The organism is Sphingobium sp. WR1 (assembly GCF_059693745.1).
Map to the genome: position 1 here is coordinate 109,693 of NZ_JCATID010000015.1, position 22,813 is coordinate 132,505.

A 22,813-nucleotide genomic window follows, 5' to 3' on the forward strand; every position below is an offset into this window, starting at 1 on the left:
TTCATGGCCATGATCTGGCGTAGCCGCATCACATGGGTCTGGGCGATGCTGATCGCCGCAACCTTTCTGTCATTCGAAACGATGGCGTTGGGCAATGCCTTTCTGCTTCGTTCCGTGATCCTCGTCATCGCCTTCACGAAAGTTCTGCTCGTCGGCCGCGAGTTCATGGAGTTGCGGCACGCGCCGCGCTGGCTGCTCTGGGGATTCCAGAGCTGGGCGATCCTGACCTGCCTGGTCCTGATCGCCCTGTTCCGCACCTGACGCGATCAGACCGGCACTTCCGTCCCGCCTGCCGCGGCTTCGTCAATGCCCATCTTGCGCGTGAGGTCAGCCATATCGAGATATTCGCGCCAACGCGAAATCAGCCCGGCGTCGTCAAACTCATAGATGGCGACCATCTGGTGCGGACAGGGCCGTCCCATGATGATGGCGGTATCCGACCGCTCCTGCATCACCATCCGGTCGTTGGAGAGGATGTTCACCTCATTGCACTTGTTGTTCGTGGCGAAGGCCATTTGCCGCTCGATCTCAGCGCGCAATGCCGTCTTGCCCTTCACCACGGGACCGCCGGGAACCCAGAGCTGCCATTCGGCGTCCTCCGCCATCATCGACAGGATCTTCTCGACATCGGGCCTGCTGGCATCGCTGCCGTCGCCCCAGGCATCGCAAAATTCCCCGACCTTCCGTTCCAGTTCCACGCTCATCATTCTCTCCTTTTTCTGATTTCATCCTGCCTTATTTTGCCGTTCATCCGGGGGACAAGGCCCGCGTGACGCTGATGAACGGCACGGTGCAGCTCTGACCGCCATCCACCGGATACAACATGCCGTTGACGTAGCGGGATTCGTCGGACGCGAGGAACAGCGCCATGGCGGCAATGTCTTCCGGCTCGCCAATAAATGGCGTGTTGAGCACCTCCAGAAACAGCCGATCCATCTCGGGCGTGGACCATTGCATCTTTGCCGGCGTCTGCGTTGGACCGGGTAAGATCGCATTGCTGCGGATGCCCCGCTTGCCATAGGTAGCGGCGATCGCCTGCACGAACCAGTTGAGCGCAGCTTTGGACGATCCATAGCTATAGGCTGTGATATCCCCGCCCATGGAACTGCCCGATGAGGTGGAGATGATCGACCCTGCGCCGCGCTCCAGCATGTGCGGAATGGCGAGCTTGCTCGCCAGAACGGCGCCCAATACATTCACTCTCAGATTGGCGAGGAAGATGTCGGGATCGAAGGCCAGGAAATCCATGTCGCGCATGGCGTGGTCCTGATTGACGTATAGCGCATTGTTGAACAGCACGTCGATGCGGCCGAAGTCGGCGATCGTCTGGCTGACCATCTTCTCCAGATCGGCCTGTTCGCCGACATCGACGGTCATCGCACGCGCCGATCCGCCGGCGTCGACAACGGCCTGTGCGGTCATCTCGGCGGCTTCGGCGCGAATGTCCGCGACGATCACCGTCGCGCCTTCCCGCGCGAACATCAGCGCGCTGGCGCGTCCGATGCCGCTCCCGCTGCCGGTGATGATGCAGATTTTGTCGGCAAGGCGGGTCATGTGGCGTCCTCTCCCTTATGATTCATTGGCTCTTTGGCGATCCCGCCGCTTCGATAAGCGCCCTTCGCGCTTCAAACCGCCTTCCGGATCGACAGGATCAGGATAAAGGCACGGCTGCGCTGAGGATCGGCCTCGACACGGGTCGCGACCCGCTGCACCAGACTGGCCAACAACGCGTCCCGGTCGCGGGACGCATCGACCCGCGTCAGGAAGTTGGGGCCGTTGGCCGCACCCATCATGGCTGCCCACAGCCGCCCCAGTTCGGCCGCATCGCCGGATAGCTGATAAGCATCCCAATAGGGATCAGGGGACGGGATCGCGGCGAGATGCTCCAGTTCCAGTTCGGGCACCAGGCCGGCATCGAAAGGCGCTTGTATCTGATCGGGCGAACGCCCCGCGGAGGGCGCCGTCATGCTTAGCGTCTCCTCGGCGTTGAGCAGGCCTTCGCCTTCCATGTCGACGATCGACTGCCAGAAATTTCCGGCCATCCATTCGAAGCCGTGGCTGTCGGGTCCCCTGCCCATGAACTGACAGATCAGGCGTCCTCCCGGCCGCAATTCGACAGCGCGCGCCTTCAGGAAGGCCAGCCAATCCTCCGCCAGCACGGCCTCGACGGCGGCACGCGCCTGCGCGGACCGACTGAAGATCGCCCAGCCATGATCCGCGACATCGACCGGATTGCGGCTCATCCAGTGCAGCGCGTTGGAGGACCAGCCCAGGTCGACGCTGCCGGGCGGCAATATCGCATCGAAATAGGATCGGCCGATCGCGGATGGAAAGACGCCCTGTCGGCCATTCAGATAGCTGGCCGGATCCCGGTCCAGCAGGCCGAACAGCGAGGTGAAATCGTTCGAGGGCAGATCCGTATGCACGACCTGCACCGGCCGCTGCGCGTCGTGCGCGCGAACCAGATCGATAGCTGTCGCCATCGGCGCCATCGAATTGCGTCCTTGCGACGCGCCATAATCGACAATGGTGACGGGACCGACAGAACCGTCCCCAATGGCCCGCGCCGCTGCCTCCAGCAGGGGAAGCGCGGATTGCAGATTGGCCTGTTGCAGACCCGAATGGCGGTTGTAGAGCCCGTCCCCCGCCATGGCCGCGACAGCGGCGGGATCAGCCATAAAATGTCTCCGCGATGCGCTGCGTGTAGATCGCGCTTTTTTCGGGTGACAGGCCATAATGGGGGATCACCGGCGTAATCGCGTCGGCCAGGGCGGCGCGCCGCGCGACCCGGCTGCGCACCTCATCAACCGTTCCAACCACAGCGATGCTTTCTACCATTTCGTCGGAGCAGGCCGCCGCCATACCCGCCATGTCGCCCTGCGCGAAGGCGGCCTGGATCGCCGATGCCTGGCGACCGAAACCGATTTCCTCGAAATAGCGCAGATATTGGGGTGACTGACTGTAATAGGCCACGGTCCCCCGACAATCCTCGATCGCCTCGCGCCTGTCTTCGGAAATCGCCGTAAATATCGAAATGTTGAGCGAGAAGTCCTTGCGCGCCCGCCTGGCCCGATCCAGCCCGGCCTTGATTTGAGCGGCCACTTCCCGCTCGATCCAGGCATCGTTCCACAGTGGGTGCCCGAGCAGCCCGTCGGCAATTTCCGCCGCCTGCGCGCAAGCCTTCTGAAACACTGCCGGCAGGACGATGGGAATGTCGCTGCGCACCGGCTTATGGAGCAGGCGGAAGTGCGAAAGGTCGAGACGATGATAGTCGCCCGCCAGTTCGGTGAGTTCGCCCGTATGCCCGCGCGCAACGATGGCGCGGATCATGCCCACGATCTCGCGCATATGGGCGAGCGGCTTGCCATATGCGCTGCCGAACGATCCCTCGATCTGGCTCTGCGCGCTGGATCCCAGCCCCAGCACCACCCGGCCGTTGCTAATGAGGTCCAGGTCGATGGCGCTGCAAGCGGTTTCCAGCGGACTGCGCACGAACGCCAGCGCGATGCCGGTCCCCAGCTTGATGCGCTGCGTGGCCGGCGCGACGGCGGCCAGCGTCGTAAAGGGCGCGCCGAAAATCTGGGGCGCCCACACCCCTTCCACGCCCGCCGCTTCGTAGCTCTGCGCCAGCGCCGACAGATCGGCGCCCGGCATCGGGACGATCTGCGCCCAGACAGCCTTGCGATCGGTCATCCCCATCCCCCTCTAAAAGCCGCTTGTGTCGAAATAGTCGCGCCAGGCGACGATATGGGGGCCGTCCATTTCCAGCGCGCCCATCAGCCGCAGCGAAAGCATTTCCTGCCCGTCCGGTCCGTAGAAAATATCGCTGCGCTCGGTCAGGACCACATTGCCGGCGGCCGCCGCATGATGGACGACGACCGCGCAGCGTTCGAAAGGAATCCGACCCAGAAAGCCCTCGACGAACTGCCGCGCCTGATCGATCCCGACAGTCGTCGCCACGCCGACATTTTCCCAACGGGTATCCGCCGTAAACCGGCGCTCCATGGCGGACAGCATGTCGTCGCGCGAGCCGCTGCTTTCCCGAAAAAACGCCAATGCTTCGTCCAGTGGACCGGGCATGTCACCCCCTGCTCCTGTGTTGCGCGGGCATCATGGCGCGGGGCGGCCGCCTTCTACCCTGCCGAAAGATAGCCATTGGATTTTGATGGAGGGATCGGCACGCCATCGGGCGGAAAGGTCATGCTGAGAATAGTATGTCCTCCCCATAACAGTGAATCAAGCGGCCAAATATCGGGCGTCGCCTATACTTCCCGGCAAAGCTGAGAGGAGTTTTCACTGATGAGCGCCGTTGACGAATTGATCGCCCTTGCCCGGTCGCCCGATCCGTTCCGTAACGCCCCGGACAATCTGGCCGACCTGCAACTGGATGCGGCGCGGGAGCGCTTTGCGGAGCGCCGCCAGCAGATCACGGTGCTCGACAAGCGGGCGAAGGAAGCCGGTATCGACAGCATCGACAGCCTGGCCGATCTCGTCCCGCTCCTGTTCGCCCACACCAATTATAAGAGCTATCCTGAAGCGTTCGTCGACAATGGCCAGTGGAAGCATATGAACATGTGGCTCGGTACGCTGAGCAGCCATGCCACCGACAATATCGACGTTGCGGACGTGCGCGACATCGACGAATGGCTGGATCGCGCCAGGGCAGCGGGCCACCATGTCTTCGCGTCGAGCGGGACGTCGGGCAAATCCTCCTTCCTCAACCAGTCGACGCAGGACCGCGACCTGTCGCTCGCCGCTTGTCTGGCGGCGGCCGACCTGTCGACGCCGGCCTATGTCCCCGATCATAGCCGTTCGGTCTTCACCATGATGCCGCCGCGCGGCACCCATAAGATGATCGAATTCTGCAACGTCCATTTCCCGCGCTGGGCCGCGCCCGGCGAATTTCATCGCCTGAGCGACTATCCGATGCGCGCCTTCGACGCCATGCGCCCCGCGCAGCTGCGCCGCCTGCTGGCGGCCGGTAAGGTCGGTCCCGGTGAGATCGCCGCCTATGAGGCGGAGGTCGAAGCGCGTCAGCAGACGCGGGCGGGCGAGTTCGACGCATGGATGGACCTGCTTGTCAGCCGCCGGGATCGCCCGCTCTATATCGGCGTCATGTATGGCGTCGCCTGGCAGATCGTGCAGGCTCTGCGCGCACGCGGGATCGAGGATGGCGATTTCCATCCCGACACGCTGATGAGCTTTGGCGGAGGCACCAAGGGGGCAGCGGTCCCAGCCGACTATAAGGAACAGATTATGGGCTTTTTCGGCGTCACGCCGGACCGTATCACCAGTTCCTATGCCATGGTCGAAATGAGCGGCTTCTGCGCCAAGATCCAGCCGACCGAATCCTATGCAGTGCCGCCATGGATCATCCCCCTCATCCTCGACAAGCCTGGCGAAAAGCTGCTGGGCACGACCATGGATACGGGCCGGGTCGAAGGCCGCATGGCGTTCTTCGACATATTGGCGGACGGCCGGTGGGGCGGCATCATCTCCGGCGACAAGGTGCAGGTGGAATTCGGGTCCGGCCTGGAAGGCGTGAAGACGCCGGTCGTCCATGCCATCACCCGCTACGCCGATCTGGAGGAGGGCGAGGATAAGCTCAGCTGCGCTGGATCGATCGATTCCTATGTGCGCGGATCGATCACCTCACCGCAGCCGGTCGCGGCCCGAACGACAGGAGGCAGACATGCTGCATGAAATCATCGCCGACAATGATCGGCTGCTCGTTCCCCATGTGATCAAGGGCGCGGTTCAACTCGACGCCGCCGTGGAGCACCGGTCGCGGGCCAGCGGCTCGACGGTCATGACCCCGTCGATCGATCTGGACTCGCTGATCTGGCCGCGCAGCCAGCCCGGTCCCGCCTTCGACACGCAGCTTGCGGAGATCGTGGATTTCCTCGTCGAGGTCGGCAAGGCGCTCGATTTCGACCGGAATATCCATCTTCAGGAGGCCGCGGCCTATAATCTGCGCTGTAACAGCCTGGGCGCGCGCATCCTTGAGAATTGCTACCGCGACATCGCCTGGTTCTTCACCCGCGACGCGGTCGAGGCGGAGGCCGAACAGTCGCTGGGATCGCTTGACCTGCTGGATGGATGGGCGCGACGCGACATTCAGGGCACGGCCTTCGACATCCGCGCCTTCCCGCCGCGCATGGTGCATGTTCTCGCCGGCAATGCTCCGATCGTGCCGCCGGTCACGATCGTCCGAGGGGCGATCAGCAAGGGCGTCCACCTGCTGAAAATGCCGTCCAACGACATGTTCACGGCGACCGCCCTGCTGCGGACGATGGCGGATGTCGGCCCCAACCATCCGGTGACGCGGTCCTTTTCCGCCGCTTACTGGCGCGGCGGCGATGCCAGCATCGAAAATCACATCCTGCGCTCGCAATATTTCGACAAGCTCGCCGTCTGGGGCGGCGAGGCGGCGGTGCGCCATGCCATGCAATATGCCGCGCCGGGCTTCGAGATCATGTCCTTCGATCCAAAGGTGTCCATCTCGCTGATCGGTCGCGAAGCCTTTGAGGGCGTCCCCCTCGAGACCATCGCCGAGAGAAGCGCGGCCGACATCATCGCCTTCAACCAGGATGCGTGCAGCTGCGCACGCTTCCAGTTCATCGAGGGATCGGACGATCAGGTCGACCGCTATTGCGAAGCGCTGGTTGAGGCGATGGGCCAGGACATCCGCTATGGCGCAGGGCACGACGGCCCGCTGCCGCCCGCCATGCTGATCGAGGAACTGAACATGCTGGGCAATCTGGAGCCCATCTATCGCCTGTTCGGGCGTCCCGACGGCCGGGGCATGGTCATCCGCTCCAGCCAACCGGTGTCGTTCAATCCGGGCGGCAAGCTCGTCAATGTCGTCACCGTCGATCGGCTTGCGGACGCGATCCAGCATGTCACCGTCGCGACCCAGTCGGTCGGCGTCTATCCCCCCTCCCGCATCGCCGAGGTGCGCGACGGGCTTGCCTCGGCGGGCGCCCAGCGCATCGTCGGCCTCGGCAACATCAACACCGGAAAATTCGGCGGCCTGCCGCACGATGGGGGATGGCCCGTGCACAAGATGATGCACTGGGTCGTCACGGAAGCAGCGAAAGATTGAACCAGATCATGACACAGACGACTATTCAGGCGCTGTCGCTCGACAGCTATCGCCTGCTCGGCCGCTCGGGCCTGCGCGTTTCTCCGCTGGCGCTCGGAACCATGACCTTTGGCGAGGAATGGGGCGCTGACGAGCAGGAATCCCGCCGTATCTTCGACAGCTATGTCGACCAGGGCGGCAACTTCATCGACACGGCTGGCTATTATGCCGACGGCGCGTCGGAGATATTGACGGGCAAGTTCGCGGAGGCGAAGCGCGAACGGCTGGTTCTTTCCACCAAATATTCGCTGACCCGCTCAGTCGGCGATCCCAATGCCGCTGGTAACAGCCGCCGAAACATGGTGCAGACGGTGGAAACGAGCCTCAAGCGGCTGAAGACGGATCGGATCGACCTGTTCTTCCTGCATGTCTGGGACGATATGACGCCTGCGGACGAGATTTTGCGCGCGTTCGACGACTTGGTGAGGCAGGGCAAAATCCTCTATCTTGGCCTGTCGGACACTCCCGCCTGGCAGATGGCCCGGTTGCAGACCATGGCGGAATTGCGTGGCTGGAGCCAGCTGGTGGCCTTGCAGTCCGAATATAATCTGGTTGAGCGCACGGCCGAGCGCGACCTTATCCCCGCCGCCAGGGCGCTGGGTATCGGCGTCATGCCCTGGTCACCGCTGGCGAGCGGCATGTTGTCGGGCAAATATGCGACGGGTGGCAGCGCCCATGCCGGCGAGGCTGGTGGCCGTGGCTCCCTGCTCGAAGCGGCAGGCCGCGTCGATGCGCGCGTGGTGGCCATTGCGGACGCGGTGAAGGCCGTCGCCGACGAGATGGGCGTCACCTCGGCGCAAGTGGCGATCGCCTGGACCCTTGCCAATCCGGCAGTCGTCTCTCCGCTGCTAGGCGCGCGGACAATGCGGCAATATGAAGACAATGTCGCCGCGCTTGGCGTCAAGCTGGAGCCCGCGCAGCTGGAACGGCTAGACGCGGTGAGTCGCACGCCGCTCGGCTTTCCGCATGATTTCCTCGCCTCACCCTTCATCCGCCATGGGCTGACGGGCGGCACAAATATCCGGCCGCGCGCTTGATCAGGCGGCGCGGATGAGCCTTCCGGGACGCGCGCCGGTATCGGCGCCGTCCCGCCGGGTGATGACCCCGCTGACCATCGTGGCGCGATAACCGGTGGCCTGCTGCGCCAGACGGCGCCCGCCGCCGGGCAGATCATGCACGACATGGGGGGCATGCAAGTGCAGCGCACCATGATCGATCAGGTTGATGTCGGCCTTCAATCCCGGCTTCAGCCGCCCCCGGTCCCGCAGTCCCAGGAAGTCGGCATTGTCCGCGCTCAGAGCCTTGACCCCCGCCGGGATCGTTAGTTGCTCGCCAGCCCGATCGCGGGTCCAATAGGCCAGCATCGTGGTCGGATAGCTGGCATCACAGATGATGCCATAATGCGCGCCGCCGTCGCCCAGTCCCACGATGCTGTAGGGATCGCGCATCATGGCCAGGGCAGGGTTGAGCGACCTTTCCGCATAATTGGAAAAGGGCATCAGGATCAGCGCATGGCCATCCTGCTCCAGCATCAGATCATAGACCAGTTCGACCGGGCTGACGCCGCGCTGTCCGGCCAGCGCGGCGATGCTCTGGTCTGGTGACGGCTCATAATCGGGCTCGGCTCCCAGCGGATAGATATTGTCCCATGTCCGCAGCAAGCGATGCAGCGGCGTCGGCGTCTCGTCGGGCTCCTCCGCGATCAGCAGGGCGCGGAAGGCGGGATCGCGCATGATGGCGACCTTTTCCGCCAGCGGCCGGTCGGCGATCGCACGATAGCTTGCACAATGGCTGAACGCGTTGGCCGACGTCGATAACCCGCACATCGCACCCATCGGCCGGGGGAAAACCTGCGCCAGCACTGGCGCCGCGCCGCTGCGATTATGTTCGGCGAGCGCATCCATGGTGCGCCGCCAACCCTGCGGATCGGTCGACCATTGGGCGAGCGAATAGGTCAAAGGACGCCCCGACGTGCTGGTCATGCGCTTCATGAGGTCGAGATCGCTGGCCCAGTCGGCGGTATCGAGATTGGGGATCATCTGCAGCACGCCGCGCCCCGCATCCCCGACCGATCGGGCGATCGCCACCAGTTCGTCGCTGTCCGCTTGAAAGGACGGGATGAACGCGCCGTCGCCGCGCCGGTGCACCAGCGAACGGGATGTGGCAAAGCCAAGCGCCCCGGCCGCCATCCCCTCCGCCACCAGTTGCGCCATCCGCGCGACATCCGCCGCCGTCGCCGGCTCGCGATCCAGCCCGCGCTGGCCCATCGCATAGACCCGGAGGGGCGAATGGGGAATATAGGCGCCGACATCGGCGTCCCATGCGCGCGCTTCCAGGGATTTCAGATAGTCTGGGAAGCTCTCCCAGTTCCAGGGCAGGCCCTTGGCCATCACCGCTTCGGGAATGTCCTCCACCCCCTCCATGACGTTGACCAGCGCTTCGCGGTCCTTCGGCCGGCACGGCGCGAAGCCGACACCGCAATTGCCGATAACGACGGTGGTGACACCATGGTCGGTGGACGGCACCAGACTGTCCGTCCATGTGACCTGTCCGTCATAATGGGTATGAACATCGACGAAGCCGGGCGTGACGAGGAGGTCGCGGGCGTCGATCTCCTCTCGCCCCCGCCCGACGTCAACGCCGATCCTCGCGATACGTCCATCAACGATGGCAATGTCCGCCTCGAACGGATCGCCGCCCTGCCCGTCGACGATCGTGCCGCCCCGGATCACCAGATCAGCTTTCACCATGTCCCTGGCTCCTCTCAGCCTGCCAGCGCAGCCAGCATCTCGCCCGATGCCTGTTCTTCCGTGACCCACTTCACCATGCGGCGGACCGGCTCGATCGCGTCCTGCCTTTCCATATTATGCTGCATCGTCGCAGCCCCGCCCAGCGATACGATCCGCTGCGCGCCCTGAAAGGCGAGGCGGTCGCGCAGCTCGTCCTTGAGACTTTCGGGAAAGATGCCGATCGTCTGGGTATAGGCGTTGACCGCACTGACGGCCGTTTCCCGGCTGTCGATGGGCACGATATTGCCCACCCGGCAGGCGAGCGTGCGCGAAAAATCGACCGGATATTCTTCCTGGCTCACGATCACCGCGCCTTCGTTGGTGCGGCCGCCGAAGATGCGATAATCCTCGTCGTTGAGGCGGATGCCGTCGATCTCGGCCTTGAGCGCACCGTCAAACGCCTTGTGCGGCGTGCTCAGATGATCGGGCAGGCGCTGGAGAGCGTCGAAGGTCATCTGCCCCAGCCGATTGGCACACTCCAGCCCGGCTTCGTCCGTGCCGCATTCGACATAGATGACGCGTGCGGACACGCAGCCTTCCTGATTTTGCGCGCCGATATCGAGCGCCAGACGGCGCGCCACCTGCTCCAGCGTCTCCTCGTCGGCGAAGGCTTCGCGACCGATGATCGTCCCCGACAGCTTGGGGTCCTGGGTGATGAGGTCGATGCCCGGTTGCAGATAGCGCGTGATATGCTTGACCGAATCGAACCCGCCCCAGGCAACGATCTTCTCAACGCCGCGCGGATCGTAGATTGCCGACTCCACCTGATCGTCGCCGCCTTTCCAATAGGCGACGGAGACATGTTTCGACAGCGGATGGTCGGGGTCCATCTCGACCATGGTGCGCACCAGCGCGGCGGCCGTCAGCGGATCGTTGGACGGCAGCTTGATGATCGCGTCGGACCGGGTCAGCGCATTGCGGATCACCGTCAGGATCGACACGATCGGCGCATTGCCGGCAATGACGTGCACGGTCCGCGCACCGAAGGCGCGCGTGCGGGCGGTGAGACCCGGAAATCTGCCAGCCCCCTGATCCACCCAGCCTTCCAGATAGTCGATGCCGCAGGAGCGTTCCATCATCCGCCGCATTTCGGTCCGATCGAAAGCCGCGCCGATATGTTGGAAATGGACGCGCAATATGCTCTCCGACAGACCGGAGGTCAGGCAGGACAGGCGAAACGCCTCCTGCAAATGCCGGTTCTGACCGAAATCGAGCCGCTCCCCCAAGGCAACGAGGAAATCGAGTATCTCCTTGAAGCTCAGTGCATAGAGATCGGCCATGGCTGAAGGCGTGCGCAACGGCAATCGCGCGACATGCTTGGCGATGTCGGGCGCCGAAAAGCTGACACCGCCCCGGCGGCCGCCATAGTCGATGTCGGCATCGTCGATAATCTGGCCCCGGATGATCAGGGGCACGCGGAATGGATCAGTCATGGCTCTACTCACATCGACAGTTCGGCAAGAAATTCGAGAGCGCGGTCGTGCGCTTCGGGAGCACCAGCGCAGACGATGCGGTCATCGCCGCCTTCCTTCTCGCTGTAGCGGCGTACCGGCGGAATGACGTGTGGCCCGGTGCGGCCGCAGGCGCAGGGCTTTTCCCAGCCCGCCAGCGTGATCTCATCCCCCGTCACCAGCCCGGCCCAATAGGTGTTTGGCATCAGGTCGAACGAGGCGAAGCGGCCGGTCAGGCCGTCCTTGCGCGGCAAGGGCTTGCCGGTCGCTGGGTCGAGCAGGAACGGGATCTGGATCGGCGGGATGTGATAATGGCCATGCTCGCACATCATCGACAGACCCATCTGTTCGGATGTGGCGTACATTTCATAGATGGTATCGAAACCCAGAAACTCGAGCACGCGCTCGCGCCAGTCGTCGGGCAGTTCCTTGCCCTTATTGCCACCGCCGGTCAGCAGCACGCTGCCCTTGCCGAAGACGTTCTTGAGGCCACGCTTAAGCCCTTCCTCCGCCCAGTCGTAGAGGATCGCCCACATCGCCGTCACATAGACGTCGCGCCCCCCGAAGCGCCGCTGCGCCTCGCTGAAGAAATGCTTGAGGTCGTCGGGCCGACGCCGCTCCAGTTCCAGCAGCGCCTCCCGTCGTTCCAGCAGGACCGGCGGAATGTCGATCATGCCGGCCTCACCCCGCGCCTCCGCCGCGCGCAGGCGGCCGCCCAGCGAGGCGATGTCCGCGCTGAACCGGGCGTTGGGATAGAGGAACAAGGTGTTTTCCTCGCCCTTGGCATAGAGATCGACCTGGATGCCGTTACCGCGCTGCATCGCGGCTGCGCCGTAGCGATAGCCCGGAATGATGATCGGCATCCCGTCCTTCACAATGTCCCGACCTCGGTCCGGCCACCAGTCGCGGATGATGACCCCGGAATGGACGATCGTCTCGCGCCACTGCTTCTTGCTACGGGGGACGAAGCTCAGCTTACCGGTGGTGCCCGACGTATGCTGGACGGTCAGGTCTGTTTCCGCGTCGAGCAGGTCGATCCAGTCGTCGATCGTCTCAATACCGCTGGCATCGACATGAGAAATGTCGCTGGTCGTCAGGCCAGCGAGCCATTTGGTGAGCTTGTCGAAGCGGCTGCGCTCCAGATAGCTGATCGGATAGGATTTGTAGACGGTGTGCGGAAACAGCAGCGGCGCCAGATCGTCGATCGTCTCGATCGTCTCGACGCCCTGCTCGCGCGCCAGCTTGTCCAGCACCGACAGGCCCGGCCGCAATTCGGCAAAGCGCTTGCGCGCGCCTTCCAAATGCAGCCTGTCGATCTCCTCGCAACTGAGCGTGAAAGCCTGCGCATAGGGCGCGTCATGGAAACTGGTGGGATCGGCGATCAGTCGATCGAGATAGCTGGTCATGGAGAAAATCCGCCTTTCTGTCGGGGACGGATTGTGGCGACGGCGGGGCGCTCCCCGCAATGCCGATGCCTACCGCCGGAGCGCCCAAACATCGTCAGGCGGACATGACGCATTAGATGGGTTGAGGATGGAGTATTGGTTGAGAGGCGGGCTCAACGCGATGCGCCACGCTCTTCGCGATATTCGCGTGGCGTCATGCCGGTCGCCTTTCGGAAGGCGGCCGAGAAAGCGGCGGCGCTCTGGAAACCGCATTTGCCGGCGATCACCTTGATCATCGCCTCGTCGTGGACAAGCAGGTCTTGCGCACGCGCGATCCGGCGGCTGGCGATATAATCGGTCAGGGTTATGCCGGTGGTGGCCCGGAAAGTCCGAATCAAGTGACGCGGGCTGGTACGAATTTCGGCGGCCAGATCGGCTACCGAAAGCATCTCGGCCAGATCGGCCTCTATCTTATCCTTGATGCGACGCAAGCGCCAGCCGGGCATCTGTCCATGTGCGCTACGGTCATCATATTGGGCGTGGCGAAAATGCCGGCACAGTTCGACGACAAGCATCAGCGCCATGCTTTCGAGCAATATATCCTGTCCAAAGCCCGGGTTGCGCAATTCCTCCACCAAGCGGGCAAGCCCCTGACGCACCCGACCGATCTGAACATCCTGACATGCAGCCAGATCGGCGACGCTGTCATCCTCGAACAGTTGCATCGCCCGGTCGTTTTCAAATGTCAGACACAGCAGGCTGTGTTCGCCCGGTTCGCTCAGGGTCGCAAATGCACCACCCTTGGGCAGGAAGACGACATCGCCTGGCGGATCTGCCAGTTGGCGTTCGCTGTTGAAGAAACGAGCAGTGGGGCAGCGCGGGCCGATGGAAAAATCCAGATAGTAGGAATCGGGTCGAAAAACCGATCGGCTGCTTTGAGTCCATCCGAAGTGACGGATATCGGCGAAAATGCCATTGGTATGGAACCGCCGTTCCACATGGAAATGCGACGCAGTGTGCGGGGCACAAAGCGGCAGACCAAGATCGGCTTCATGTCGCATCCTCAACCTCCTCGCCATCGATCAAATCTTGGCTCGATCCTAAAGCGCAGGATCATTATTTCCCTGTAGATCGCGAATGGCAAGTCAGTGTCGATCATAATCGTGCACGTCCGCGACTACCCATCGGCTCGCCAATGCAAACAGACCGGCGGCCAGTATGAAGAAGCAGGATCCCAGGCTGAGCGACAGGCGCAGCCCCTGCGCGCTTGCCGCCTCACAGGCCGCGACTGCCCGCTTGGCGCACTCGGCAAGGCTGATGCCTGCCGACACCCGCGCGCTTTCCCCCAATATGTCGCTGGCAAGACCGATCAGCGGCGGACCCAATCCATAGCCTAATATGGAACTTGTGGCGATAATCACGGCGGAGGCCATGGCGCGCATATGCGGGGGCGCCACGTCCTGTCCGTGCGCATACATGGCAGGCATGTAGAAGTGCTGCCCCATGGATCCGAGCACCATCAACGCCACCGCAAGGCCAACCGTCGGAATCTGAAAAGCGAAGGCATATAGAGCCCCACACCAGAGCAATCCGAAGGAAGGCAACCAAACCTTGATTCGCGGGTAGCGACGCGCGCCCAGGTCCATCATCGGGCCGCCCAGCAGCGTGAAGACGATGCCGACGCCACCGATCACCAACCCCATCAGTGCCGAAGCATTGGCCAGAGACAGACCATGTCCGCGCATGAGGAAGGATACCATATATTGTTGATTGGCATAGGAGCCGATCCCGGCGACGCCCCCCGCAACGGCCACAAGGGCGAAACTACGCCGGGCCAGCAACTGGCGGACCGTATCAACCCACGATGCGGAATGGTGCGATGGGGCTTGGCTGCGCGGCGGTTCCGCTACGGTGGTACGAAACAGCAAGGCCATGACGATACCGGCGATCCCGCAGATGATGAACGCCGTGCGCCACCCGAAAGCCGCGATCATTGCGCCCCCGCCCACCGCTGCGATGATGGCGCCGAAAGGGCCCGCAACCGCAAAAATGGCTATGGCGGTTGCTCGACGTTGCGCGGGGAATGCGTCGGAGATCAGAGAATGCGAGGCTGGCGTGCATCCCGCTTCGCCAATGCTGACGGCGGCGCGCCCGACGAGCATCTGGACGAAATTGGCCGCAATTCCGCAAAAGGCCGTCATTGCACTCCACAATGTCAGCGAAATGGCGATGATCCCGACCCGGCGACCGCGGTCAGCCGCGCGCGCGATCGGGAAACTGAAGACCGTGTAGAGTATGGCGAATGCGGGTCCGCCAATCAGGCCAAGCTGAAAATCGCTGAGATGGAGATCGACCTTGATCATTTCCTGGGCGACCGAGAAGAGCAGTCGATCAATATAATTGAGGCAATTGAGTAGAAACAGCGCCACAATTGTCCACGATAACAGTGATCGCCTGCCGGCGGAAAGCGATGCGTTTTCCGCTATCGGTTGCGGACCTGCATCCACTATTGACGGATTGCGCATCACTCATCCTATTTCATCTTTATCGACTGTGATGAAGGCTATGCCAACACCGCACCCTACGCCCCCGCCACGACTATCGCCGGGACGACAAATGTCGCGCCGGAGACATATTCCTTCCCCTATGGCTCCCCCGTCGATTCCCCGGTTGTTGCACAACAAACACAGGCAAAGGAAGGATTTACGATAATCGCACTCCGCGCGCCCGCCATGTCGATTTGCAGGCCATCGCTTGGCAAAGTCGCGCCATGCAGGACCGCATCATGATCCAGTCGATCGGTATCTTACAGGCAGCGACGCCGTTTCCCGCCATATCTCTTCCCGCAATATTCGCCCAGATCGCGCATATCCTTCGCCGCTGCCGCGGCCTGTTGTTGCTCGCAGGGAAATTCCTTTTCACGCGCCTCGACGCGCTCGCATAATTCTTCGATATCGCATCGTGAAAGAATGTTCTTTTCACGCAAATAGCAGACCAGGCTCTGCAATATGATCAAAGCCTTGTCGCCACTGTCCACCGATTGACTGATATCCATTTTCGACCCTGTACCTTGAAATACGGCATAACTGCTCGTTCTTGACCGAGCAGTTATGCAGCAGATCAGCGATGGAACTCCTGACGAAAGATAGGATCGTTCACGCAGGCCGGATCGGGTCCATGAGTGAAGTGGACGAAGCCACTTCACTCATGCCCCAATGTCAGAATCGATAGGAAACCGTTGCGCCCCATGTGCGCGGCGCTGCGGTAAAGCCGATCGCGGTGCCGAAGGTGCCATAACCGTTGAATATGGCGTTATAATATTTTGCCTGCGTCAGGTTGCGCCCCCAAAGGGTGAACTCCATTCCGCCGTCGAGCTTGAAATTCAGGCTTCCGTTCAGCACCCCATAGGCCTTGAGCCGACTGAAGCTGTTCTGCGTATCGATGAAGCTGATAGCCGCCGCACGCTCCGCCGCGTCGTTGACACCATCGTTGAGCGCCGGTGTCGTCAAATCCGCAGTGGCATAGTCCTGGTAAACGGCAGAAGTGTAGGCATAGTCGGCATGCAGCGCAATTTCCCCCCCTTTGACCGGAAAACGCTGCGTCGCGCCGATGTTCCAGGTCCAGCGCGGCGCGCGCGGAACAACCTCCCCGCTACGATCCACCGTACCGCCCAGGCCCGCCGCGGTGAATGATCCCGCAGCATATTTCGCCTTAAGCCAGGACAAGGCGCCGCTCAACTCCATGCCCTGCCACGGAATGAGCGTACCTTCAAATTCCAGACCATAGGCCTTCACATCGCCTGCATTCTGAACGAACTGGGTCAGATTACCGCCGACCAGGGCATTGACGACATTCTGGGCGCCGTTGCGCCAAATGTAGAATCCAGCAAAATTAGTTCGCAGATGCCGATCGAAAAAGTCGCCCTTGAAGCCGATCTCGGCATCCTTCACCTTTTCCGGCGCAAAGGAACTCGCATCGGGCGGGGTCGGACGCGAATTGAGACCGCCGGCCAGTGCGGCGCCACCCGTCTTTGCATAGATGAGCTTGCCGTCTCCCAGTTCGTAGTCGATGCTGGCGAGCCAGGCGGGATAATCAAATTTGGCCGTCACAGGATCCGTGCAATCCGGACCGGGGGCGACCAGATTTGCATTGGCACCCACGGCGCATAGCCCCGTAGCGGGCAACGTGATCAGTCGGCCGTTGGAGACGAACGAACCGGAAAAGCCCGGAATCCCTCCGATATACCCCATGCGGTTGATCGAACGCTTGTCCCAGGTATAGCGGAATCCGCCGGTCACGCGCAGCCGTTCGGTCAGGCTGTAGTTGACTTGGGCGAACAAGGCCTTCGATTCCGACTTGTATGTGGCCAGGTTGGTATTGGCCGGGGCCAGGTTGAAACCGAAGTCGGTATCCTGGAAGACGAGCGACTGGGACTGCTCATCGCCCGTTTCCTTGAAATAGAAACCGCCGAAAATGAACTCCAGCTTCCCCAGGTTACCGGAGAATTGCAGTTCCTCGCTACGCTGCTTTTGCGAATAGTCGCTCGCATAAGATGCGATCTTGGCGGGCGTGCCGTCAAGATCGGTACCATCCCCGGTATCCGCCTCGCGATAGGCCGTTATCGATTTGATCTTAACGTCGCCCAGATCATATTCGATGGTCGCACGGACACCCCACGTCTTGTTATAATTATATGGCGTATCGATGTTGGCGTTGCCCGTGTCGGGATCATTATATGTTCTGTAAAAGCGGCTCTTGCTCTGAAGGAAGCTGGCGATGTCGAATTGACCGGAATATAGTGCGAGCGCCGGTCCGGTCGGGTTGATACCGCGCAGAGCGACGTTATTGTATGTATCTTTGATATTGGCATAGTCGGCCGACAGGGACACAGTCATCGGGATCGCGGACGGCTCCCAGTTCAGCGTGGCACGGCCCGCGATGTCGTGATCGATACGGGCCGCATCGACCCCTCTTATCGGATTGTCGCCAAAACCCTTGCCCCTCTCGCCATAGCGGCCAGCCAGGCGCAAGGACAATTCATCGCCCGAAATCGGCAAGGTCAGCGCGGATTCGATGGACCAGCTTTCATAGTTACCGATACGTCCGGTTACATAGCCGCCGAAATTTCCGTCCGGCTGCACAGTTGTCATGTTGAGGGCGCCACCCGTCGTGTTGCGTCCGAACAAGGTTCCCTGGGTTCCGCGCAAGACCTCGACCGAAGCCAGATCGAGAAGTCCGAGATTCCCGGCGATAGGTCGCCCATAATAGACGCCATCGACATAGATGCCGACCGCAGGATCGGAAAATGAGTTAGGGCTATTCTGCGCATTGCCACGGATGGCGAGATATATGAGCGATGCGTTGCCGGTGCCACCGGATTGCACCGACAAACCCGGCGCCGCCCGGCCCACATCCGCCACTTCGACAATCTGCCGTTCAAGCAGCGCAGTCGGATCGAGCGCCGTGACGGCAACGGGAACCGTCTGAAGATTTTCCGACGTGCGGCGAGCCGTCACGATGATGTCGCGCACGCCGCTATTGTCATCACCGCTCGCACTTTGCTCGACCGCTTCTGCCGCGTGGCTTACGCCTGCACCACCGACACCCAATACCGTGCCGGCCATCAGGATTGCGCGGAATATTTTAACCATTTCATCCCCTCCACTATTAATATTATTAAATAACGGAATTTAATTACCATATTTATTATTATTTTTATGCATTTATATTAATGGTACTAAGAGAAGAAATATTATATACTTATATTATATCACCGATCTAAGGCCGCGAATATGATCTTGAAAACTAGATCAGTGCGATATTGGGCAGTATATTAAGTACTTTACTGTTTCGCCGTCGCCGGTTATTCCACCCTCCGAATTTTATCGCTTCATACGCAGAAGACACATACCGTCGGATAGGTATCCTGACCCAGAGGCCCACGCACTTACCCCCGTAGCAAGGGCTCCATGGGCACCAGAACAAGATGATCGGCAGGCGCATCGGGACCTGCGATCACCAGGCATTGTCGCAGCATCCGCCGGTGAAAGAAGCGCGTCAGGGCGGCATGGTCGGCAGGCGTGCTCTTTTCGATGAAGCGCATCAATGCGGCCTCACCCGCGGCGGCATCGGCATAGGCCATACCCAGCAGCGCCTCGACGTCCTTGCCATCCTCTTCCCGCAGCCAATCGCGATAGCGCAGCTGGTTCCGCAGATAGTGAGGGATCGAGGCAAGGATATTACGTTGCCAGCCCTGTAGCGATCCGCTTTCCGGCAGACGTTCGATCTCCGCTTGCAATTTATGAAGTGCCAGATCATTCTGGTCGACGGCGGCGGGCGGCGGAAGCGCAATGTCGTCGAGCGCCACGCCCAATATCTCGGCCAACGCCTCCATACATCGCCGTCCGATCATCGACACCTGTACCGCTGCCTCGACCCAATCGCCGCCGCGCCCCTTTTCGTGCATCCCGAACAGGGGACCGTAAATGGCTTCGGCGAGGAAGGACACGGTGTGATAGGCGATCGCGTCAAAATCGAGCGGTACGCCGATCGCCGTTTCATAGTGACGGAATAGAGCGGCGACGTCGCCCATATTCTCGATCGGGTGGCGCCCCCGGAAGCACGCGAGATCGCGCATGGGATCGCCTAGATGACCGATTTCCACATCCAATATGCCGGTAACCTGGGCACCGTCCGAAAGGAACTGGCCGCAATCGCCCGTGACGAAGGAGATGGATTCCCGATGTCGGGGATAGTTTCGGCGCAGCCATCGCGCGCAAAATTCCAGCAGCGGATCGGTGATGCCCTGCTCGACCGTCATGGCATGAAAGCGTTCGAAATTATGCAGGGCGATCTCGCGCGCACCCTGCGGCAAATGGGCTCCGCCTTCGATGAAAGCCTGACTTGGCAGGCTGTGGATGTCAGCCAATATCTCCATATAGCGTAGCGATGCGGCCCACCGATCCTCGGTCATCACCGACGCGCTTTCGATCGCCTCCTGGACCAGGCCGGGATCCCGGCCGCCTTCTATCCATTCCATCACGATGGTGTTGGGTTGGTCGCACATGCCCAATATGGCGGGAATGGGAATGCCATTTTCATGCAGTGCGCGCTGCATGCGCATTTCATACACAAGCGGATAGGGATGGGTCGGCCAGGTGCGGTCGCCCTTGAGCAGAAAGTCGCGCTTCACACCATTTTGCTGCGCGCTGGCGCGCCAGACCGGGCGCCAGCGCCGCTGTTTTTCGAGCATGACTTCAGAACAACCCAGGACATCCTCAAGCCATCGGCTGAGTTGTTCGCGGCTTTCGGCCTGATCCTGATCGGCTTCGGTCTGCGCCATCGACGGTCCTCTCCATAGTCTTTTTCTGTCCATTATGGCCGGTGCGTCATCCGCCTTTTATGGGCCGGGCGGCCGTTGCGGAAAGATCGGGCTAACGCACCGTTTTTAGTGCCTGCCCTCAATCACCAAACCGATAGCGAACCTCCACGCCATAGGTCCTCGGCGCGCCGTAGAATCCACTGAATATCCCGAGCGCCGCCGATCCGACATTGCTCGACGCCAGATATTTCTTATCGAACAGATTGCGCACGAAAAAGCTGATGTCGGCATTGCTGCCGCCAACGCCGTTCAGGTCCAGCCGTCCGTTGACCAGGTCATAGGCAGGCAGGACCTGGTCGGAAGAGCGTACCTTGCTGGAATGATAATAGTCCAGGCTGAACACGGTTTCCGCCAGCGATGGCGGCACTGGCAACGTCCAGCGCACGCCAGCCGTGACCGTCGTCTTTGCAACCAGATTGAACGGCACCTTGAGCGCTGCAAGATAGGATTGGAGATCCGCAGGCACCGTCAGCGACCGCGACTTGAGGTCCAGGAAGGTCGCACCGGCGTCGAGGGACAAGGTCGATGTCGGCTGGATGCGGGTCGAAAGGTCGATGCCCGCTACCCGGGTCTTGCCGGCGTTGACCAGCAGCGTCCCGCCGCTTGGATCGTTGCTGGCGTCGCAATCGCCGTCCGGTGATTTTGGCGGATTGGTCCCGCCCGGCGTGATCGTGCTGCAACTCGCCTGGGTGTTGAGGCCCGAAATCGGCACCTGCACATTATTATACCAGCCGACAAAGGGTGATGCGTTGAACTGCAGCTTGACGTCGCCCACGGTGGAGTCGGAGCGGATACCGACCTCCACATCCGTCACCTTTTCCGGGGCGAAGGACTGGAAGGGCGCCAGCCGCCCGGCCAGCGTCGGGCTGTTAATGCCACCAGCGCGATAGCCCCGGCGCGTGATCGCATAGAGGAAGATCGCATCCGACGCCTTCCAGTCGACGCCCAGTTGCCAGGTCAGCGCCTTGGACGAGGTCTTGTTGACGCTCGAATTGCGGATCGTTGCCGCGCCGTCCGCGCATTCCTCGGGTGAAACGACAGGCTGATTGCTCAGGCCGCCGCCAACGCAGGCCTCGATCTTGTCCCAGGTGTGACGTACGCCCAGATTGACGTGCAGGCCGTCGGCGATTTCATAATTGACATTGCCGAACAGCGCCCGGCTCTTTTCGCTGTAAAAACTATAGTTGAAGCGAGCATCGGTAATACCGGGTAGGGTGAAGACCGGAATATAGGTGCCCGACGGCCCGAGCGGCTTGCTGTCCAGGTAGAAAGCCCCGACCAGCCAGTCGAGACGATTGCCGAGTGCCGATCCCTTCAATTGCACTTCGTCGCTGATCTGCCGGACGTCGGATGTCTGGCGCCCACCCACGATCGTCACCGGAAGCCCGGCAGGGATCGCGCCGCTTCCATCAGCGATCAAGGTGGGCAGTCCATCGACACTGGAATAATAATCGATCTTGGTGCGCCGATAACCGAAGATATTGATGAAGGTGATGTCATCGGACAGATCGAACTCCGTCCGGTTGGTAATACCGAAACGCTCGACCTTTTCGAACGCATCGACGTCCGAATTGATCACGCGCGGCCCGCGCGCGCGCTGCAATGCCAACTGCGCCAGAGCCGCCGCCGCCGTGCCCGTCGCCGTCAGTCCATTGGGACCGGGCAGCACATCGGTCAGCACCGATGCGCCGCCGACCGCGTCATTGTGATAATAATCGACAATAAGCGTGTTGCGGAACGCGGCGCTCGGCTCGAACAGGATCGAACCGCGGATCGCGCGCGAATTAAGATCGTCCGGGTCGCCGCCGATGCCGATATTCTTCGTCCAGCCGTCGCGCTTCTGGATCTGACCGGCGATGCGGATGGCCAACGTGTCGGACGTCAGCGGTATATTGACTGCGGCTTCCAGCAACCGGGCGTCGTAATTGCCGTAGGACGCCTTGGCATATCCTCCCAGCTTATAGTCCGGCGCCGCCGGATAATAGAGGATCGCGCCACCGGTCGTGTTGCGGCCGAACAACGTCCCTTGCGGTCCCTTGAGTACTTGAACGGACGAAAGATCATAGGTCGGAATGCTGGACCCGACCGTAGGAGACGGCACTTCCGCGAAATAGCTGATGACGCCGGGCGCGCTGTTGCCGGCCAGCGCCTTGGACTGACCCCGGATGGAGAAATTGGTGTTTTCGCGCCCGCCTGAACCCGCTAGGAACACGCCCGGCGTCTTGACCAGCAAATCCTGCGTATCACGGATATTGGCCTGCCGCAGCGAGTCCGCGCCGAAAGCCACGACCGAAACCGGCGTCTCCTGAATATTCTCAGCGGTGCGGCGCGCCGTCACCACGATGTCGCTGGTAGCACCCTCCTGCGGCGCGGCGTTCGACGACTGCGCCAATGCCATTTGCGATGTCGTCAGCAGCAACCCTATCGGCAGCATGAAACCGGTTATCTTCATTTTTCTTCTCCCTGGCGGTCAAAGGATGACCATTGCCTTTGAAAGCCGGTCTGTCGCCGGCCTGTCCTGTTCATGAGATCAACGATGGATAGCTGACGCCCTGCCCCGCGCGCCAATGCTCGACGATCGCGCTTTTCTGGCAGTTGAATATGCCGATCTGTCTGGACAATATGCCGCCATCCCCTCCGCATTTCCCCGATGGATCGGGTGT

Annotated in this window: 18 protein-coding genes; 4 read left to right on the forward strand and 14 right to left on the reverse strand. The window is 61.5% G+C overall.

Annotation, left to right across the window (positions count from 1 at the left end; all coding sequences use genetic code 11):
- The first annotated feature begins 3 nt into the window (after window positions 1–3).
- Window positions 4–261: a cytochrome C oxidase subunit IV family protein gene (locus AC58EF_RS17400; RefSeq protein WP_017183047.1), complete on the forward strand. Its 258-nt coding sequence runs from the start codon at window positions 4–6 to the stop codon at window positions 259–261.
- Between the two features lie 5 nt (window positions 262–266).
- On the opposite strand, the gene AC58EF_RS17405 is transcribed toward AC58EF_RS17400, so the two are convergent.
- From AC58EF_RS17405 to AC58EF_RS17425, 5 genes are all read right to left on the reverse strand, one after another.
- Window positions 267–704, reverse strand: a complete 438-nt coding sequence (locus tag AC58EF_RS17405; protein ID WP_037544051.1) for a nuclear transport factor 2 family protein — start codon at window positions 702–704, stop codon at window positions 267–269.
- Between the two features lie 43 nt (window positions 705–747).
- Complete coding sequence (locus AC58EF_RS17410) at window positions 748–1,554, reverse strand: SDR family NAD(P)-dependent oxidoreductase (protein WP_009823806.1); 807 nt, start codon at window positions 1,552–1,554, stop codon at window positions 748–750.
- A 71-nt stretch (window positions 1,555–1,625) separates the two neighbouring features.
- Window positions 1,626–2,678: a class I SAM-dependent methyltransferase gene (locus AC58EF_RS17415; RefSeq protein ID WP_497277615.1), complete on the reverse strand. Its 1,053-nt coding sequence runs from the start codon at window positions 2,676–2,678 to the stop codon at window positions 1,626–1,628.
- Window positions 2,671–3,693 (reverse strand): LLM class flavin-dependent oxidoreductase, encoded by a 1,023-nt coding sequence (locus AC58EF_RS17420; protein ID WP_497277616.1) that lies wholly within the window; start codon window positions 3,691–3,693, stop codon window positions 2,671–2,673. Before AC58EF_RS17420 ends, AC58EF_RS17415 begins: the two co-directional genes overlap by 8 nt.
- 12 nt (window positions 3,694–3,705) lie before the next feature.
- Window positions 3,706–4,080 (reverse strand): limonene-1,2-epoxide hydrolase family protein, encoded by a 375-nt coding sequence (locus tag AC58EF_RS17425; RefSeq protein WP_044662201.1) that lies wholly within the window; start codon window positions 4,078–4,080, stop codon window positions 3,706–3,708.
- Window positions 4,081–4,299: 219 nt separating this feature from the next.
- Here AC58EF_RS17425 and AC58EF_RS17430 point away from each other — a divergent pair, with 219 nt between their 5' ends.
- The 3 genes from AC58EF_RS17430 to AC58EF_RS17440 are packed head-to-tail and all read left to right on the forward strand — an operon-like array spanning window position 4,300 to window position 8,181.
- Window positions 4,300–5,703 carry a hypothetical protein gene (locus AC58EF_RS17430; protein WP_497277617.1) on the forward strand — a complete coding sequence of 468 codons (1,404 nt, stop codon included), beginning with the start codon at window positions 4,300–4,302 and terminating at the stop codon, window positions 5,701–5,703.
- Window positions 5,693–7,105, forward strand: a complete 1,413-nt coding sequence (locus tag AC58EF_RS17435) for an acyl-CoA reductase (RefSeq protein ID WP_497277618.1) — start codon at window positions 5,693–5,695, stop codon at window positions 7,103–7,105. Before AC58EF_RS17430 ends, AC58EF_RS17435 begins: the two co-directional genes overlap by 11 nt.
- Before the next feature lie 8 nt (window positions 7,106–7,113).
- A complete protein-coding gene (locus AC58EF_RS17440) occupies window positions 7,114–8,181 on the forward strand; it encodes an aldo/keto reductase (protein ID WP_279729994.1) in 1,068 nt (355 codons plus the stop codon).
- On the opposite strand, the gene AC58EF_RS17445 is transcribed toward AC58EF_RS17440, so the two are convergent.
- The 9 genes from AC58EF_RS17445 to AC58EF_RS17485 form a co-directional block, all read right to left on the reverse strand.
- Window positions 8,182–9,894 carry an N-acyl-D-amino-acid deacylase family protein gene (locus tag AC58EF_RS17445; protein WP_497277619.1) on the reverse strand — a complete coding sequence of 571 codons (1,713 nt, stop codon included), beginning with the start codon at window positions 9,892–9,894 and terminating at the stop codon, window positions 8,182–8,184. It lies immediately after the preceding gene.
- A gap of 14 nt (window positions 9,895–9,908) precedes the next feature.
- Complete coding sequence (locus AC58EF_RS17450; protein ID WP_009823814.1) at window positions 9,909–11,366, reverse strand: acyl-CoA reductase; 1,458 nt, start codon at window positions 11,364–11,366, stop codon at window positions 9,909–9,911.
- Between the two features lie 8 nt (window positions 11,367–11,374).
- Window positions 11,375–12,790: a hypothetical protein gene (locus AC58EF_RS17455; protein WP_497277620.1), complete on the reverse strand. Its 1,416-nt coding sequence runs from the start codon at window positions 12,788–12,790 to the stop codon at window positions 11,375–11,377.
- A 152-nt stretch (window positions 12,791–12,942) separates the two neighbouring features.
- A complete protein-coding gene (locus AC58EF_RS17460; protein WP_497277621.1) occupies window positions 12,943–13,830 on the reverse strand; it encodes a helix-turn-helix domain-containing protein in 888 nt (295 codons plus the stop codon).
- Between the two features lie 84 nt (window positions 13,831–13,914).
- Window positions 13,915–15,294, reverse strand: a complete 1,380-nt coding sequence (locus tag AC58EF_RS17465; protein ID WP_497277631.1) for a spinster family MFS transporter — start codon at window positions 15,292–15,294, stop codon at window positions 13,915–13,917.
- Window positions 15,295–15,575: 281 nt separating this feature from the next.
- Window positions 15,576–15,824, reverse strand: a complete 249-nt coding sequence (locus AC58EF_RS17470; RefSeq protein WP_009823818.1) for a hypothetical protein — start codon at window positions 15,822–15,824, stop codon at window positions 15,576–15,578.
- 163 nt (window positions 15,825–15,987) lie between these two features.
- Window positions 15,988–18,420: a TonB-dependent receptor gene (locus AC58EF_RS17475; protein WP_497277622.1), complete on the reverse strand. Its 2,433-nt coding sequence runs from the start codon at window positions 18,418–18,420 to the stop codon at window positions 15,988–15,990.
- 296 nt (window positions 18,421–18,716) lie between these two features.
- Complete coding sequence (locus AC58EF_RS17480; RefSeq protein ID WP_497277623.1) at window positions 18,717–20,111, reverse strand: phosphotransferase; 1,395 nt, start codon at window positions 20,109–20,111, stop codon at window positions 18,717–18,719.
- 118 nt (window positions 20,112–20,229) lie between these two features.
- Complete coding sequence (locus AC58EF_RS17485; RefSeq protein ID WP_497277624.1) at window positions 20,230–22,602, reverse strand: TonB-dependent receptor; 2,373 nt, start codon at window positions 22,600–22,602, stop codon at window positions 20,230–20,232.
- Window positions 22,603–22,813 lie beyond the last annotated feature (211 nt).